A 16,113-nucleotide genomic window follows, 5' to 3' on the forward strand; every position below is an offset into this window, starting at 1 on the left:
ATGAAAACGAATATCAAAACCATCATTGTTCCTACCGATTTTACGAAAAAATCAGACAATGCGCTGAAAACAGCGGTGCATATTGCTTTGCGTCATAATGCCAAAATTGTCCTGTTTCACATCGTTGAAACTTATTATCTTATCGACAGAGGTGGAAAACAGGTGATTGGTTCCGAAACGGTGCAGCAAAATATTGATGTTGCCAAAAGAAAACTAAAAACAATAAAAGCGACACTAAGTTCTGAATATAGCAAACTGAAAATTTCGGTTCAGATAAAAATTGAAAACATCGTCGATTCCGTGAATGATTTAATTGCTGAAGAGATCGGCGATTTGGTAGTGATGGGAACTTCGGGAAGACAAGGATGGAAAGAGTTTGTGCTTGGTTCGCACTCTTATTTGGTGCTTTCCAACGCGAATTGTTCCGTGATGCTTGTTCCCGAAAATTCAGAAAAATATGATTTCAAAAACATCCTTTTTCCTGTTCGAGTTTCCGAAAATATTGATGAAAAACTAAAGTTTTGTCTGCTAATCACCGAAAAAAACGACAGCAATATCAATGTTTTGGGCGTTTGTAATGAAGATAATATCAAAACCATCAAAGAAGAATTTTTAAAAGTGCGTAACAAATTAAATTTCATTGCATTAAAACATCGTTCAAAAATTGTTTATGCTTTCGATAACGCTAAAAAAATATCCGATTTTTCGGAAAAAACCGATGCCGATTTATTGTTTTTGAATTACGAAGATGAACAACGATGGAAATCTTTTTTTGCAGAAAATTTCTTCAAAAAAATAATTAATTACACCGATATTCCTTTGTTTTTCTTGAAACCAAAAATTGTCGCAGAACGCTTTCAGGAGGAACGTTACGGCAGTTACGATTTAACGATGCCAATTCCTATTTAAGAGAAATTTTCCTCTCTTTAGGGTTTGGGAAAAGAAAATTTCGGCACAAAGCAAATTTAAAAAAGCCCAAAAATTTAGAACAAAATGAATATACAGATACACAACGAAAATAACGTCGCCAACGAATTTCAAAAGGAACAAATTATCAATTTTCTGTTCCACCATTTGGAAGAATACGGCGACCCAAAAAACGACATCAAAAAATCTTTGGATTATGCGATGGGCGAAAACCAAAAAGCAGGCGGAACCGTTCTTTACAGTACCAATCCTGAAAATCAGGAGATTTCGGGAGCGGTAATTCTCAACAAAACAGGAATGAAAGGCTATATTCCCGAAAATATTTTGGTGTACATCGCCACCGATAAAAATCTTCGCGGTAAAGGAATTGGTAAAGCATTGATGCAGAAAGCGATAGAAGTTACCAATGGCGATATTGCACTGCATTGCGAACCCGAAAATCCTGCAAGAAAATTATACGAAAAACTTGGCTTCACAAGCAAATATCTTGAGATGCGACTGAAAAAATAATTCGTTGCTCAATGTCTTGCCTAATCGGAAATTAATTTTCTTCGTTTTCCCCGACCCTAAAGGGAGCGAAGAAAATCAATTTCCTCCCTTTAGGGTCGGGGAAAGAAATTGATTTTCAATTCATTAAATTAAAATTAGGTAAAATTTTGAGTGATCATAAAAAATAAAATGGCTTATATTAATTTAAATACTACAAAACTCATTCACAATTACGATTACCTCAATAATTTATTTGAAATAAACGATATTGAATGGGCGATTGTGTCGAAAATATTGTGCGGAAACGAAATTTTCCTGAAATCTTTGCTTCAAATTTCAAATAAAGAAATTTGCGATTCTCGATTGAGCAATCTTCAGGCAATAAAAAAAATCTCACCAAAAACACAGACAATTTATATAAAACCGCCTGCAAACCGCCTTGCAAAAGAAATTGTAGAATTTGCAGACGTCAGTTTCAATACAGAATTAGGAACATTGAAAGCCCTTTCTGAAGAAGCCGTGAAACAGAAAAAAATTCATAAAGTAGTTTTGATGGTAGAAATGGGCGAACTTCGGGAAGGAATTTTGGTGAATAAAATGGTGCAGTTTTACGCTAAAATTTCAAAGTTGCGAAATCTGAAAATCGTAGGAATTGGAACCAATCTCAATTGTTTGAACGGAATTTTGCCCGACAAAAAGAAACTTCAGAAACTGAACCATTGCCGAAATGTTATCGAGAAAAAGTTTGGTGAAAAAATCCCTTACATTTCAGGCGGTTCTTCCGTTACCATTCCTTTGATTTTTAAGGATAGAGTTCCCGAAGAAATTAACCATTTTCGTGTGGGCGAAACGCTATTTTTTGGAACCGATGTTTACAATGATACGGTGATTTCAGGAATGTATCACGATGTTTTCACGCTTACTTCCGAGATTATAGAATTGCAGGAAAAACCAAAAGTTCCGTTTGGAAAAGCGGGAACCAATCTTACCGGTGAAACACCACAATTTAGCAATGCCGAAAGTCATAAAACCTCGTTTCGTGCGATTATGGACATTGGTTTATTGGATATCGACATTGATAATATTAAGCCGATTTTTCCCGATGTAGAAATTATTGGCGCAAGTTCGGATATGTTGATTTTGGATTTGGGCGTAAACAAAAACGGCTTGAAAGCAGGCGATTCGCTAAAGTTTACAATTAATTATATGGCGGTTTTGCGTGCAATGAATTCCGATTATGTGGACAAAAAAATCAGCAATAAAATACCGGCTTCCGAATTGAAAATTTTGGAATTTAAGAACTAACCCTTTTTCATATTTTTAAATTTTGCTAATTCATACCACAGAAAGTGTGATTAATAACACTTTAGTTCTGTGGTATGTTTTATTTTTGTGTATAGAAATAAAATATACCATTAATGTTGAAAACCTCTATTACTTCCATCACCATTAGTTCGCTGAAAAGGCCATTTTCATTTGATGGGCAGTTTACGATTTTCAAAATTTCGGATTTGCTTTCCGTTTTTTCGGACGGACACGCTTTCAAAAGTAAGTTCTACACATTGCTTATTATTGATAAAGGTGAGGGAAAAATGATGATGGATAATGAAATTTTTGAGATAAAAAAAGGACGCACATTTTTCATCAATTACAATCAGGTCTTTCATTTCTCGGAACTGAAAAATTTTTCGGGGCAGGTTTTGCTCTTCACACGTTCGTTTTACAACCTGATTTACACGGGAAATATGAAGATTAAAAACGATACGGCATTTTCTTCATTGGCATCTTTTGTAGATTTTGAAGAAAGCGAGCGAAAGGATTTTTTGCAGTGTGTGAAGAAAATCAATCACGAATTTGATAACAACAATGTCTTAAGCAAAGAAATTATTTGCCTTTTGCTGAAGGTCATTATGCTGAAATACATCCGAAGTTCTGGGAATGCCAATTATATCGATTTCAAAACCAATAGAAAAGTAACGTATTTGGAAGATTTCAAAAAATTGGTGGATGCGCATTTCAAGGAACTTAAAAGAACATCCGATTATGCCTCAAAACTCAATATTTCACCCAATTATCTTAATGCGGTGGTGAAAGACAAGTTAGATATTTCTGCGGAAACTTTCATTCAGAACCGTGTCATTCTTGAAGCAGAAAGACTTTTGCTGAATACCGATTTTTCCGTAACGGAGATTTCTTTTGAACTCGGTTTTAGCGACAAATCGCATTTTGGGAAATATTTTAAAAAAGTAGCGAACGATTCTCCCAATAATTACAGAAAAAAATTCCTGCAAGAAGCAGAAAATGAAGATTAATTTTAAAAATAAACGAATATGAAAAATAAAGACAAAATCTTAAAAACAAAATCCACAACCACCTTTCATACAGGCGTTGCTACGGCAATCGACAGAAAGATTGGAGTTTTGGGTTTGCTTACCAACTCACAGATTTTCACGGAAAAAAGTAAACTTAAAAATATGAGAAATGGTAAAGTCCGTTCATAAAAAACTCAACGAATTACAGTCCACCGCGATTTCAGGAAACGACATTTCCTCGTCTTGTCTTTATGTTTCGGCTTTAACGATAATGTATGCAGGTCAATTCGCTTGGATTTCACTTTTGGTAGTGGCACTTGTGTTATTTCTTTTCCGTAAAATTTATGGCGAAGTTGTAGGCGCACTTCCTCTGAATGGTGGTGCATACAACGTTCTGCTGAATACTTCCACCAAAAAAATTGCCTCGTTTGCAGCAACACTCACGGTTTTGTCGTATATGGCAACCGCAGTTCTTTCCGCTTCCGAAGCAATGCATTATTTGCACACTCTTTTGCCAAGTATAAATGTAATGATTGCTACTATAGTTGTTTTAGCAATTTTTGCTTTTTTAACGATTAACGGAATTGGCGAATCTGCAATTGTTGCGGTGGTAATTTTCCTCACACATTTGGCAGCACTTTCGCTTTTGGTGATTGCAGGAATTTGGTTCATCAGCAATAATGGTTTTCAAACGTTTCATCTCAATTGGTCTGCACCTGTAAAATATGGAGATATTGGTTTTGCACTGATGCTCGGTTTTTCGGCGGCAATGCTTGGAATTTCGGGTTTTGAAAGTTCCGCGAATTTTGTAGAAGAGCAGGAGCACGGCGTTTTTCCCAAAACTTTGCGAAATATGTGGGCGGTGGTAAGTTTTTTCAATCCTGTTTTGGCGCTCATCATCATTTTTGTTTTGCCTTTGGCTTCTGTTGGCGAACATCAGGAATCGCTTTTGGCATATTTGGCAAAAATAACGGGCGGAAATTGGCTGTCTTGGTTGGTTTCCGTGGATGCGGTTTTGGTGCTTTGCGGTGCGGTTCTTACGTCTTTTGTGGGCGTTTCAGGATTGGTAAACCGTATGACTTTAGACCGTGTTTTACCCAATTATTTTCTGAAACAAAATAAAAAAGGTTCGCATTACCGCATTGCGATTGCATTTTTGCTTTTGTGCGTTTCCATTTTGTTGGCAACAAACGGTCATATGACGGCACTTGCAGGCGTTTATACGTTCTCTTTCCTTTCGGTAATGGCATTGTTTGGAGTCGGAAATATTTTGCTGAAATTAAAAAGAAGAAAACTTCCTCGCCCCGAAAAAGCACCTGTCATCAGTGTTTTGATAGCAGTTGGATTTATTGCGGTGGCATTTTTAGGAAATATTTATTTGAACAAAGATTCCTTTTACACATTTTTAATGTATTTATTGCCGTCGTTTATTGCGGTAAACATTATGCTTCACCGTTCTGCATTGATTTCAGGGCTTATTGCTGTAGTAGAATCCATTTTCAAACCAATGCGAAAAATGTTTATTGTAAGCAACCGATATCTCAACAGAATTTACAGAAAAATCCACTCGCAGGAATTTGTATTTTTTACAAAAAGAGACAATGTTGCCATTCTGAATAAAGTAATGCAGTATGTGCAGAATAATGAAACCACTCGGAAAATAAAAATCGTAAATGTGATGAAGGAAGGCGACGACAACGAAAAACTAAAAATTGATTTGGAAGTTTTGGACCGCGCTTATCCCGAAATTGATATAGAATTTATAGAAATTGTGGGCGAATTTACGCCCGATTTAATAAGTCAACTTTCCGCTGAATGGAAAATCCCGAAAAACTTTATGTTCATTGCTTCACCAAGCGACCGTTTCAGTTACAGGGTTGCAGATTTGGGCGGCGTAAGATTAATAATGTAAAATAATGATGGAAAAAAGTATAAAAGAAATTTTAGATTACAAACTTTTCAGCATTGGAAAAGCCAATATTGATTTGTACGATATCATCTTTCTCGTAGTTTTTATTATTGCACTTACGTTCCTCACAAAAGGCATTCGCAAACTCATTTACCGTTCGCAAAAACTTGATGAATCCAAGAAATTCACCATTTTCAGTTTGGTAAAATATGCCATTTATGTGATAGGATTTATCTTGGGAATGAACATTATCGGCATCAATGTAACAGTTTTGATGGGCGCTTCTGCCGCACTTTTGGTGGGTATTGGTTTGGGTTTGCAAAATATTTTCAGCGATTTTGTTTCGGGATTTGTTTTGCTTTTAGATTCTTCCATCAAAGTTGGGGATGTGATTGAAGTGAACGATTTGGTTTGTCAGGTTCGGGAAATCAATTTACGCACAACAACGGTGCTTACGCGAGACGACAAATACATCATTCTTCCTAACACATTTCTTACGAAAAATAACCTGATTAATTGGACACACAGCGACAGAAATTCCCGATTTGACATACAAATTGGTGTTTCTTACAATTCCGATGTGAATAAAGTAATGACGATCTTAAAAGAAATTACCGAAAAAGAAGAGCGCATTTCTCAACATCCGAAACCGTTTGTTAGGTTTAATGATTATGCAGATTCTGCCCTAATTTTCAATGTTTATTTTTGGACAACGGATGTATTTAGGGTTGAAAATCTGAAAAGTGATTTGCGGGTAAAATATTTTGAGGCGTTCCGAGAAAATAATATAGAAATTCCTTTTCCACAAAGGGTTTTGCACATTCAAAATAATGATTAATAGATGAATACAGATACCCTTATCAATTCTTTTCAGGAATCTTGGAACGGCTTTTTAGAGCAGGTTCCAAATATATTGACGGCAATTTTTATTCTTGCGGTCGGTATTTTTATTGCGAACAAATTGGTAGATTTTACCACAAGATTTATCAAAGGACATTCTTCCGACCCATTGATGACGAATTTTTTAGTCAAAACAATAAAACTCGTTTTGTTGACCATTATCGCAATGTTCGCATTGAAAATTGCAGGTTTAAGCGGAGTTGCAACAGGACTTCTTACGGCAGCAGGTGCTTCCGCAGTGATTTTGGGTTTTGCGTTCAAAGATATTGGTGAAAATTTTATTTCTGGAATTATTCTTTCCTTCAACCGTCCTTTCAATGTGAATGATACAGTAAGCATCGGCGATATTTTTGGCAAAGTAAAATCAATGGAATTTCGCTATACCAAACTGAAAACATTTGATGGTAAAGATGTCTATATTCCGAACAGCGATGTCATCAAAAAACCAGTGTTCAACTATACTGAAGATGGTTATTTCCGAATGGAATTTATGGTGGGAATTGCCTACGAAAACAATATTGATGAAGCCAAGAAAATCATTATGAACACTTTGGTGAAGCATCCCTTAACATTGAGAGAAACAGACCGAGAACCATTTGTGATGACCGATGAACTCGGTGTAAATTCAGTAAACATTAAAGTTTATTTTTGGGTAACTGCCGAAGATTATCGCCGTGATGCACTGATGATACGGAGCGAAATGATAGACCAAGTAAAAGTAAATCTGCTTGCGAACGGAATTTCTATGCCTGCAAATATTCAGGAATTGAAATGGTATAATGAAGAGGAGAAACAAAAAAATAAATTCTAAATAAAAATATTATGGAAAATTTTACAGATACCGAAATAAAATACAGATCTTACGCTTTGCACAATTTCAGGAAAATTCCGCAATTGGAACACATTCCCGAACAGTTGAAAAAAGATATCGAAGTCGTAGGAAATGTTCTTCCTTTCAAAGCCAATAATTATGTGGTGGAAGAACTGATTGATTGGAATAATATTCCGAATGACCCCATTTTTACCCTCACTTTTCCAAGAAAAGAAATGCTTATTCCCGAACATTACGAAAGAATGAAAAAAGTTTTGGAAAGTGGCGCTTCTAAAATGGAAATCAAGGAAGAAGCCAATAAAATTCGTGCAGAACTCAATCCGCATCCTGCAGGACAATTGGAGCATAATGTACCAATGATTGAAGGACAAAAATTAACAGGAATGCAGCATAAATACGACGAAACGGTGTTGTTTTTTCCAAGTCAGGGACAAACTTGTCACGCGTACTGCACTTTTTGTTTCAGATGGCCGCAATTTGTAGGAATGGACGAGTGGAAATTCGCAATGAAAGAAACCGAATTACTCATAAAATATTTGCAGGAACATAACGAAGTTACCGATTTGCTTTTCACAGGTGGCGACCCAATGATTATGAAAAACAAAATTTTTTCAACATATATTGATGCCATTTTAGAAGCCGATATTCCCAATCTACAAACCATCAGAATTGGTACAAAAGCACTTGCTTATTGGCCTTATAAATTCCTAACCGATGACGATGCCAATTTCACGCTTCATACTTTTCGCCAAATTGTGAAAAAAGGCATTAATCTTACGATTATGGCGCATTTCAATCATCCTGCAGAAATGAAAACCGATGCGGTGAAAGAAGCCATAAAGAAAATTAGAGAAACAGGCGCACAAATTCGCACACAATCACCATTGATGAAACATATTAACGACAGCGCAGAAACTTGGGCTGAAATGTGGCGGGAACAGGTGAACCAAAACTGTATTCCTTACTATATGTTTTTGGCGAGAGATACGGGTGCGCAGCATTTTTTCAAAATTCCATTGGTGGAAGCGTGGGAGATTTTCAGAAACGCTTATCAGAACGTGAGTGGTATTTGCAGAACGGTTCGCGGTCCGAGTATGAGCGCAGATGCAGGAAAAGTACAGGTTTTGGGCGTTACAGAATTGGCAGATGAAAAAATTATTTCATTGCGATTTTTACAGGGACGCGATTCAGATTGGGTTGGAAAACCTTTTTTTGCGAAATATGATGAAGAAGCGTGTTGGTTAGACGAGTTGCAACCTGCTTTTGGTGAAGAACAGTTCTTTTTTGAAGAAACCTAATTTTAACTTTCATAATTTTAATTTTTGGGGCGTGTAAAGTGGATTATTTTGAAGTTTTATGCGCCCTTTTTTTGTCAGATTTTTATTATCATTACATTTGTTGACCTTAATTTTTTCAGAATATGTATAATCTTTTCAACCTTCACAACGGCGAAGAGCAGAAAGAAAAAGTGCTTGCCAATGTGAAAAGCAGTATCGCTTTTGCAGGTTCCAATGTTTGGATTTTGGCTTGTGCAATTTTGATTGCATCGGTTGGTTTAAATGTAAATTCTACGGCAGTTGTTATTGGTGCGATGTTAATTTCACCATTAATGGGACCAATTGTTGGCGCAGGTTTCGCCTTGGGAATGTATGATTTTGATTTGATGCGAAAATCATTGAAAAACCTCTTAATTTCAACGCTTATCGGACTTGTTGTATCGTTCGTTTATTTTCTTTTAAGTCCATTCAAGGAAGCACAATCTGAAATTTTAGCAAGAACCTCACCCAATATTTATGATGTTTTAATTGCTTTTTTTGGTGGTTTGGTTGGTGTTATCGCCATTACAAGAGTTGAAAAAGGAAATCCAATTCCAGGCGTCGCTATTGCTACGGCATTAATGCCACCGCTTTGTACCGCAGGTTATGGTTTGGCAACAGGGAAATTCGCTTTTTTCGGAGGAGCGATGTTTCTTTATACCATCAATTGTGTGTTCATTTGTATTGCAACTTACGCAATTGTAAAGTTTCTAAAATATCCTTCTGTCGGATTTGTAGATAAAAAACAGGAAGTAAGAGTACGGAATTGGATTACCGTTATTACCATTCTGATGATTGCGCCAAGTATTTTTTTCGCCTACCGTTTTATACAGCAACAGCGTTTTCAGGAAAAGGTAAAATCGTACGTCAACAAAGAATTTGAGAGCAAAGGAAACACCATTGTCTATCAAAAAACCACGTATTCTACAACGCAACCCCGAAAGATTGAACTTGCATTTCTCACACGGAAATTCACATCAAAACAAATAGCAGAAGAAAACAAAAAACTGAATGAATTTGGGCTTCCAAACACTATATTAGTCATAAGACAAGACAGTGCTTTTCTTGCGGATGCCTCACAACAGAAAATTGCGAGTAACGAAATTCAGAACAGCAACAACCTCGTGATTTCGGAACTGAACAAAAAATTGGAAAAATACACCTTTGAAACCGAAAACATCTACAAAGAAGCATCGGCAATTATCCCCGAACTGAAAACCCTTTCCGTAGCAAAATCCCAAACTTTTTCGCAAGGCGACTCCCTAAAAATTATTCCTGTCGCACTATATGAAACCGAAACACCGCTAAACAAGCAACGACAGGACATTTTAAGAAATTGGCTGAAAGCAAAACTGAAGGTGGATACGATTGAGATTTTTAACAGGAAATAAAGTGGTTGTTGCTATTTCTCATCAATTATTTTTTTGAAATTTAGCGTCAATCAAATTGTTATGTGTAATGTTATCAAAAAACAACGAATAAATAACTAACAAAATATAAAAAAAATGAATTTTAAAGAAATTTCAATCTTACTTTTAATAAGTGGCTTAACCCTCAATTCTTGCAAAAATACAAAGAATGAGGAAAAGATTACCACCGCAAATGCATCTAACGAGATAAAAGATGAAAACACTAGGTTAATTGAAAATAACAATTCTAAATCCGATGCGGACGACAATTTAGCCCCTTTAATTGCAGATTATATTAATAATAAATTTTTAAAGCCTGCAGATAAAAAGGTAATGTCGGAAATTGATAAAAAATTTAGTATGCATCAATCGGATTTAAATAACGATGGACAGAAAGAAGTTTTTGTGTATTTAAATTCACCTTATTTTTGCGGAACAGGCGGGTGCACTATTTTGCTACTTTCCCCAAATCAGGAATTGATAACAAAATTTACCGTAACTAATCCTCCCATTTTTATAGAACCTACTTTTAAAAATGATTGGAAAATTTTGACAGTTAAATCAGAAGGCGAATGGAAGGAACTATTAAATATAAATGGTTCATATCCGAGTAATCCAACAGTTTTGGATAAAGCATCCTATGATGCACCGAGTGGACATGCAGAAATTGCTTTTGACGAAAAGGAAAATTTAAAATTTTATAAATTCTAAGAAACACTGCACATAACATGTTTTGCAAGATGCGGTGTTGAAGGAAATCTCATCCCGAAGCTTCGGGATGGAAAATACCCGCAAAAAAACTTTTCCATTTTTTAGTTTTTTTCGTAATTTTAAAAAATGGAAAAAGTTTTTGCTAGAGATTGGTTCTCCTCTCGACTTTCAGTTTTCAGTAGCGCGCACTTCGGCAAAGCCCTTTTCCGTTACTTCATTGTTACGCTGAAAATTCCGCGAAGTTGATTTTCCTGATATCCTGTTGCTTTATCTTTGGGATAAAGTTTCTTAATTTCTGCGGCAACATTTGGCTTTATTTCTTTTCCAACGGTTCCGTGACATTGCAGACACATCGTGTTGGTTGTAATCGGCATATAAAATTGGTGGTCGTTTAACATCATTCCTTTAACGCTTTTTCCGGCTACCAAATCTGCTTTATATTTATTAATGATTTTCAGTTCTTCAGCATTTGCCAAATTTCTAGGGTTTCTTGGTTGGTCCGAAACCCTTTTGATAGCGACTTTATATTTATCCGAAACGCTCTTCGTTAAAGGAATGGCTTCAACATTACAAAATTCCAATGCTTTTTCTGCGCCTTCTTCTTTTAGCTTTTTCTGAAGATTTTTTCCGAGTAACTGTTTGGTTTCCAAAGCGTAATCCATCGCAATTTCTTCCTTGGTTTTAGCACTTGCAGGAATTGGTTTTCCATTTTGATTAAACTCTGCATTCATTTGTTTTTTGTAATGCTCTTTAAACCATTCGGGTTCAGGAATTTTGTAATCGTAGATAAATGCAGCAATTTTTTCAATATCTTTTTGATGGAAAGATTGGTACGGCATCAAACCATAACGCTGAACTGCGCCCGGCAATTTTGATTTTGAGGAATCGGGCTTTTGAACGTAATTCCAAATTTCTGCAATAAATTCTCCTTTTGTTTTTTGCTGTGCCAAATACCGTGCTTTTATCGCAATCATCGGCGGAGCAACGCGTTCACTTTCGGGAGTTACAGGGTTGTGACAGGCGTAACAGTTGGTTTTCATCAAACCAAAACCTTCTAAAGTTTCGCTTTCAGAGAGTTTTACAATATTATCTTCGGGAATTACTTCCCCTTTTTTTCCATTCTGTTGGTTGCAGGAAACGATTGCCGTTGCGGAAAATAATATTCCTAAATATAAATTTTTCATAAGTTGATTTTTCAGTTTTTCTAATTTTAATTAAAAACTTTGTTCCAAATATTATAACCTCCATTCAAATTCACGACATCAAATCCATTGTTTCGCAAAATTCTGTTGGCTAAATATCCGCGAAGTCCAACCTGACAGTAAACGGCGTATTTTCTATTTTTATCTAAATTCGGCAGTTCTTCACGAAGATGATCAACATTAAGGTTGACGGCGTTTTCAATATGTCCGTTTTCAAATTCATGTGGTGTTCTAACGTCCAAAATTACTGCATCGTTTTCCTTCACATATTCATTGAAATTATCGTAATTAATAACTTTTAAATCCCCTCTTAAAATATTTTCTGAGGCATAACCTGCAATATTGACCAAATCTTTCGCAGAATTATAGGGCGGAGCATAAGTAATTTCAATTTCCTGCAAATCCTGAACATTCAGATTGCCTTTTATTGCGGTTGCAATGATGTCAATCCGTTTATCTACGCCATCTTCACCAACGGCTTGCGCGCCGAAAATTTTTCCGTTTTTATCAAAAATAACTTTAAGGACAATATCTTTTGCACCCGGATAATAACCTGCGTGATGACCTTTGGTGATGATAATGGTTTGATAATCAATGTTATTTTGTTTCAGAATTTTCTCGTTTAAACCTGTGGAAGCCACGGAAAGTTCAAAAAATTTCAGAATGGAAGAACCCAAACTTCCGATATATTTTTGCTGATTTCCAAAAGTGATGTTGTCCGCAACCAACCGTCCCTGTCTGTTTGCAGGCCAAGCCAAAGGTATGAGGACTTTTTTACCGTTGATATAATTTGCCACTTCCACAGCGTCGCCAACAGCATAAATATCTTCATCAGAAGTTTGCATAAACTCGTTGATTAGAATTCCGCCGGTTTCGCCAATTTCCAAACCTGCATTTTTTGCGAGAGCAGTTTCAGGTTTAACACCGATGGCTAAAATAACGGCTTCGGTTTGTATGAAGGTGTTTTCGTCAAAAAATACACGAATATGTTCATCGTGGTCTTCAAACTTTTTCACGCCGGTTTCCAAAAGCAGTTCCAAACCTTTTTCTTTGGCTTTATTGTGAACGAAACTTGCGATTTCAAAATCTACAGGTGCCATTACCTGATTTCCAAGTTCTACCAAACGCACTTTTTTACCTTTATCAATAAGGTTTTCAGCGATTTCAAGACCGATAAATCCGCCGCCAACAACCACGAAATTTCTTTTTTCTGAGGTTTGCTTGATAATTTTGTCCATATCGGCAATGTTGCGCAAAGTAAAAATTTTATCGGAGTTGATACCTTCAAATGGAGGTTTTATCGGTTCTGCACCCGGAGAAAGCAAAAGTTTATCGTAAGTCTCTGTATAAATTTCATTTGTTTTTAGATTTTTTACAGTAACCGTTTTTTCTTCTCTATTGATTGATAGAATTTCACTGAAAACTCTTGTATCAAGGTTGTATCGTTCTTTCAAACTTTCAGGTGTTTGCAACAGAAGTTTATCGCGTTCGGCAATAACTCCGCCGATGTGATAGGGAAGTCCGCAATTGGCAAAACTCACGTATTCTCCTTTTTCAAAAATGATAATTTCGTTTTCTTCGCTTAGTCTTCGCAATCTTGTGGCAGCAGTTGCACCACCTGCAACACCACCAATGATGATGATTTTCATTATTTAGAATTTTATGCAAAGTTACAATGGGTTTAGGAGGTTGTGCGTAACGTGAGTTACATAGAAATTGAATGCTAAATTGAAAAAATTCAATATAAAAATAAATGCAAGGCAAATTTTATTTTTGATTATTTTATAATATCCTCAATAATTTTATCCAATTTCGCATCGGGAAGTGAATTAAGATAAGACATAGTTGAATTAATATCCTTGTGACCTAATGCTTCTCGAATAATTTCAATTGAAACATTTTCAAACTTAAGTGCTGTCGCAAAGGAATGTCTAGCGCAATAAAATGTGATGTTTTTATTGATTTTAAGACTGCTCATTATATCCTTCAAATATTTATTGACATAAATCGTCAAATATTTTTGAGACTTATTCTTCAAATAAGTTTTTGTAGGGTTATTGTTTTTTACGATGCTTAGTAGAAATTTGGAATCGGGTTCTGATTTATATTTCGTTAGAATTTTTTCTGTGATGTCATTTAATTTGAATTTAACGGCAACCCCTGTTTTTTCCCTGTAGTAAGAAATATTCTTATCGATTAGTGCATTCTTTTCAAGTTGCATCATATCGATGAAATTAATTCCCCTTGAGTAATAACTGAACAGAAACATGTCTTTAGCAAATTCTTCGTACTGATCCTTTGGTTTATATTTTTTTAATAGGTCGATTTCGCTTACGCTCAAGAATTCTTTTTTGCTGTTACTCTTGATTTGAGAAATTTTATAATCCTTGAAAGGGTATTGTTTTTCCTTAATTACTTTAGCCTTGATTGCCTGATTAAAAACGCTTCTAATCGCCCTCATTCGGATTCCTATAGTTGCAGGTGTATTTCCTTTTTCAATACAATGTGCCTCATATTTTTTGAGGGTTAGATATTTAATCTCGTTAAAACCGATGTCTTTTTTGTCAAAAAATTTTTGAAGAGAGTTTAATGCATCTTGGTCAACTTGCGCAGACCCAATTTTATCAGATTTTTTTAGGTTTTCAATAACGATTTCTTGAAACTTGGTGTAGGACATTGTTTTCAAGTCTCCCTTATAATTCTTAATCTCATAAATTACATCTTGCAGCGTATAGGGGATATTATCATCTTCAAGATCTTCTATGATCTTTGAAGCAATTCCTTTATATTTGTCAATAAACTTATTAAGTTTTTCGTAATCAGGGTGGCTTTTTTTCACACGTTCCGTTTCTGCGCTCCATTGTTGGTCAGTACATGAATGTCGAAGTGACAAACTTGTGTTTTTTCTGTCTTTGATAAACGACATGATGATACTTTTTTCACCATTTGATTTAGCGTTATTTTTTAAGGTAAACTGAAAAGTGGTCATTATTTATACTTTTTTTTGACGAACATTTGACGAACATTTGCTCTACAAATATAAAGAAAAGTAAATTAGGATAAGAAATTTTATTTTGTAAAGTATTGATAATCAGTTAAAAATAAAATATTATAAAATAATATAAAGTATAATAAAAAATAAATTAAATGACTCATAATCAGCAAGTCCTTGGTTCGAGCCCAAGCTGGGCCACTAATCCGTAACAGTGTTGCGGATTTTTTATTTCTAGGCTTTTTCCTGACATAGCTCCACCAAAACGCCGTTCGTTGATTTTGGGTGAAGAAAAACCACCAATTTATTATCGGCTCCGTCTTTTGGTTGTTCTGAAATAAAAACGAACCCTTTACTTTTCAATCTTTCGATCTCGGCATAAATGTTTTCTACACCAAAAGCGATGTGATGTATTCCCTCACCTTTTTTGTCGATGAATTTTGCGATGGGACTTTCGGGATTTGTCGCTTCCAACAGTTCAATTTTACTGTGGCCAACTTGGTAGAATGACGTGGTCACTCCTTCCCTTTCCACCGATTCTTGCTTGTAGTTTGGTTTTCCTAAAAGTCTTTCAAATAAACTGTCAGAATTTTTCAAAGATTTCACCGCAATTCCCAAATGTTCTATTTTCATAAATGATGATTGGTTAATGATTTTTTAAAGCAGTCAAAATCTTCAGACTTCCTGCTTCAGACTTCCTGCTTCTTTCAAACAAAAGTACTAAATTTGCGGCATGAACGAAAGCAACAGACAAAGAAAAGTCGCACAAATTATACAGGAAGATTTCGCGGAACTTTTTCGCAAACAAGCCGCTGAAAGTAAACAGAGCTTTTTGGTAACCGTTTCGGATGTGAAAGTTACTGCGGATTTAAGCATTGCCAAAATTTATTTAAGCATTTTTCCACAGGAATTCCGCCAACAAATCATGAAGGAAATTGAGGCCAACAAATCTCATTACCGCAATTTCATTGGCCAGAAAATGGGGAAACAAGTCCGCATAATTCCAGAATTGAATTTCTATCTTGATACTTCCTTGGACGATGTTGAGAGAATAGAAAAGGAATTGAAAGGCGAAGGCGACAACCCAGTTCTATAATTCCACAAATTTGTATTT

General features: G+C 35.6%; 16 protein-coding genes. 12 read left to right on the plus strand and 4 right to left on the minus strand.

Annotation, left to right across the window (positions count from 1 at the left end; all coding sequences use genetic code 11):
• The 11 genes from J4771_RS03255 (at position 1) to J4771_RS03305 (ending at position 10,805) form a co-directional block, all read left to right on the plus strand.
• Complete coding sequence (locus J4771_RS03255; RefSeq protein WP_224136348.1) at positions 1-909, plus strand: universal stress protein; 909 nt, start codon at positions 1-3, stop codon at positions 907-909.
• 84 nt (positions 910-993) lie between these two features.
• Positions 994-1,437 carry a GNAT family N-acetyltransferase gene (locus J4771_RS03260; protein WP_224136350.1) on the plus strand — a complete coding sequence of 148 codons (444 nt, stop codon included), beginning with the start codon at positions 994-996 and terminating at the stop codon, positions 1,435-1,437.
• 168 nt (positions 1,438-1,605) lie between these two features.
• Positions 1,606-2,721 (plus strand): alanine racemase, encoded by a 1,116-nt coding sequence (locus J4771_RS03265; RefSeq protein ID WP_224136353.1) that lies wholly within the window; start codon positions 1,606-1,608, stop codon positions 2,719-2,721.
• Between the two features lie 113 nt (positions 2,722-2,834).
• The gene (locus tag J4771_RS03270; RefSeq protein WP_224136355.1) at positions 2,835-3,728 is read left to right on the plus strand and encodes an AraC family transcriptional regulator; all 894 of its coding nucleotides are present in this window, start codon (positions 2,835-2,837) and stop codon (positions 3,726-3,728) included.
• Between the two features lie 18 nt (positions 3,729-3,746).
• Positions 3,747-3,917, plus strand: a complete 171-nt coding sequence (locus tag J4771_RS03275) for a hypothetical protein (RefSeq protein ID WP_224136357.1) — start codon at positions 3,747-3,749, stop codon at positions 3,915-3,917.
• The gene (locus J4771_RS03280) at positions 3,898-5,640 is read left to right on the plus strand and encodes an APC family permease (protein ID WP_224136359.1); all 1,743 of its coding nucleotides are present in this window, start codon (positions 3,898-3,900) and stop codon (positions 5,638-5,640) included. Before J4771_RS03275 ends, J4771_RS03280 begins: the two co-directional genes overlap by 20 nt.
• A gap of 4 nt (positions 5,641-5,644) precedes the next feature.
• Positions 5,645-6,475: a mechanosensitive ion channel family protein gene (locus J4771_RS03285; RefSeq protein ID WP_224136361.1), complete on the plus strand. Its 831-nt coding sequence runs from the start codon at positions 5,645-5,647 to the stop codon at positions 6,473-6,475.
• 3 nt (positions 6,476-6,478) lie between these two features.
• Positions 6,479-7,348 (plus strand): mechanosensitive ion channel family protein, encoded by an 870-nt coding sequence (locus tag J4771_RS03290; protein ID WP_224136363.1) that lies wholly within the window; start codon positions 6,479-6,481, stop codon positions 7,346-7,348.
• 11 nt (positions 7,349-7,359) lie between these two features.
• Positions 7,360-8,667, plus strand: a complete 1,308-nt coding sequence (locus J4771_RS03295; RefSeq protein WP_224136365.1) for a KamA family radical SAM protein — start codon at positions 7,360-7,362, stop codon at positions 8,665-8,667.
• Positions 8,668-8,789: 122 nt separating this feature from the next.
• Entirely contained in the window at positions 8,790-10,076 is a 1,287-nt protein-coding gene (locus tag J4771_RS03300) for a DUF389 domain-containing protein (protein ID WP_224136367.1), read from the plus strand.
• A 114-nt stretch (positions 10,077-10,190) separates the two neighbouring features.
• Positions 10,191-10,805, plus strand: a complete 615-nt coding sequence (locus J4771_RS03305) for a hypothetical protein (RefSeq protein ID WP_224136369.1) — start codon at positions 10,191-10,193, stop codon at positions 10,803-10,805.
• A 209-nt stretch (positions 10,806-11,014) separates the two neighbouring features.
• Here J4771_RS03305 and J4771_RS03310 read toward each other — a convergent pair whose 3' ends face one another.
• The 4 genes from J4771_RS03310 to mce all read right to left on the minus strand — a co-directional run bounded on the left by J4771_RS03310 (position 11,015) and on the right by mce (position 15,632).
• Positions 11,015-11,989 (minus strand): c-type heme family protein, encoded by a 975-nt coding sequence (locus J4771_RS03310; RefSeq protein WP_224136371.1) that lies wholly within the window; start codon positions 11,987-11,989, stop codon positions 11,015-11,017.
• Between the two features lie 26 nt (positions 11,990-12,015).
• The gene (locus J4771_RS03315) at positions 12,016-13,656 is read right to left on the minus strand and encodes an FAD-dependent oxidoreductase (protein ID WP_224136373.1); all 1,641 of its coding nucleotides are present in this window, start codon (positions 13,654-13,656) and stop codon (positions 12,016-12,018) included.
• Positions 13,657-13,784: 128 nt separating this feature from the next.
• The gene (locus J4771_RS03320; RefSeq protein ID WP_224136375.1) at positions 13,785-14,996 is read right to left on the minus strand and encodes a site-specific integrase; all 1,212 of its coding nucleotides are present in this window, start codon (positions 14,994-14,996) and stop codon (positions 13,785-13,787) included.
• A gap of 237 nt (positions 14,997-15,233) precedes the next feature.
• Positions 15,234-15,632 (minus strand): methylmalonyl-CoA epimerase, encoded by a 399-nt coding sequence (mce, locus tag J4771_RS03325; protein WP_224136377.1) that lies wholly within the window; start codon positions 15,630-15,632, stop codon positions 15,234-15,236.
• A 100-nt stretch (positions 15,633-15,732) separates the two neighbouring features.
• Here mce and rbfA point away from each other — a divergent pair, with 100 nt between their 5' ends.
• The gene (gene rbfA / locus J4771_RS03330; protein ID WP_224136379.1) at positions 15,733-16,095 is read left to right on the plus strand and encodes a 30S ribosome-binding factor RbfA; all 363 of its coding nucleotides are present in this window, start codon (positions 15,733-15,735) and stop codon (positions 16,093-16,095) included.
• Positions 16,096-16,113 lie beyond the last annotated feature (18 nt).

Origin of the sequence: Candidatus Kaistella beijingensis (genome assembly GCF_020084865.1) — a bacterium.
Lineage (GTDB): Bacteria > Bacteroidota > Bacteroidia > Flavobacteriales > Weeksellaceae > Kaistella > Kaistella beijingensis.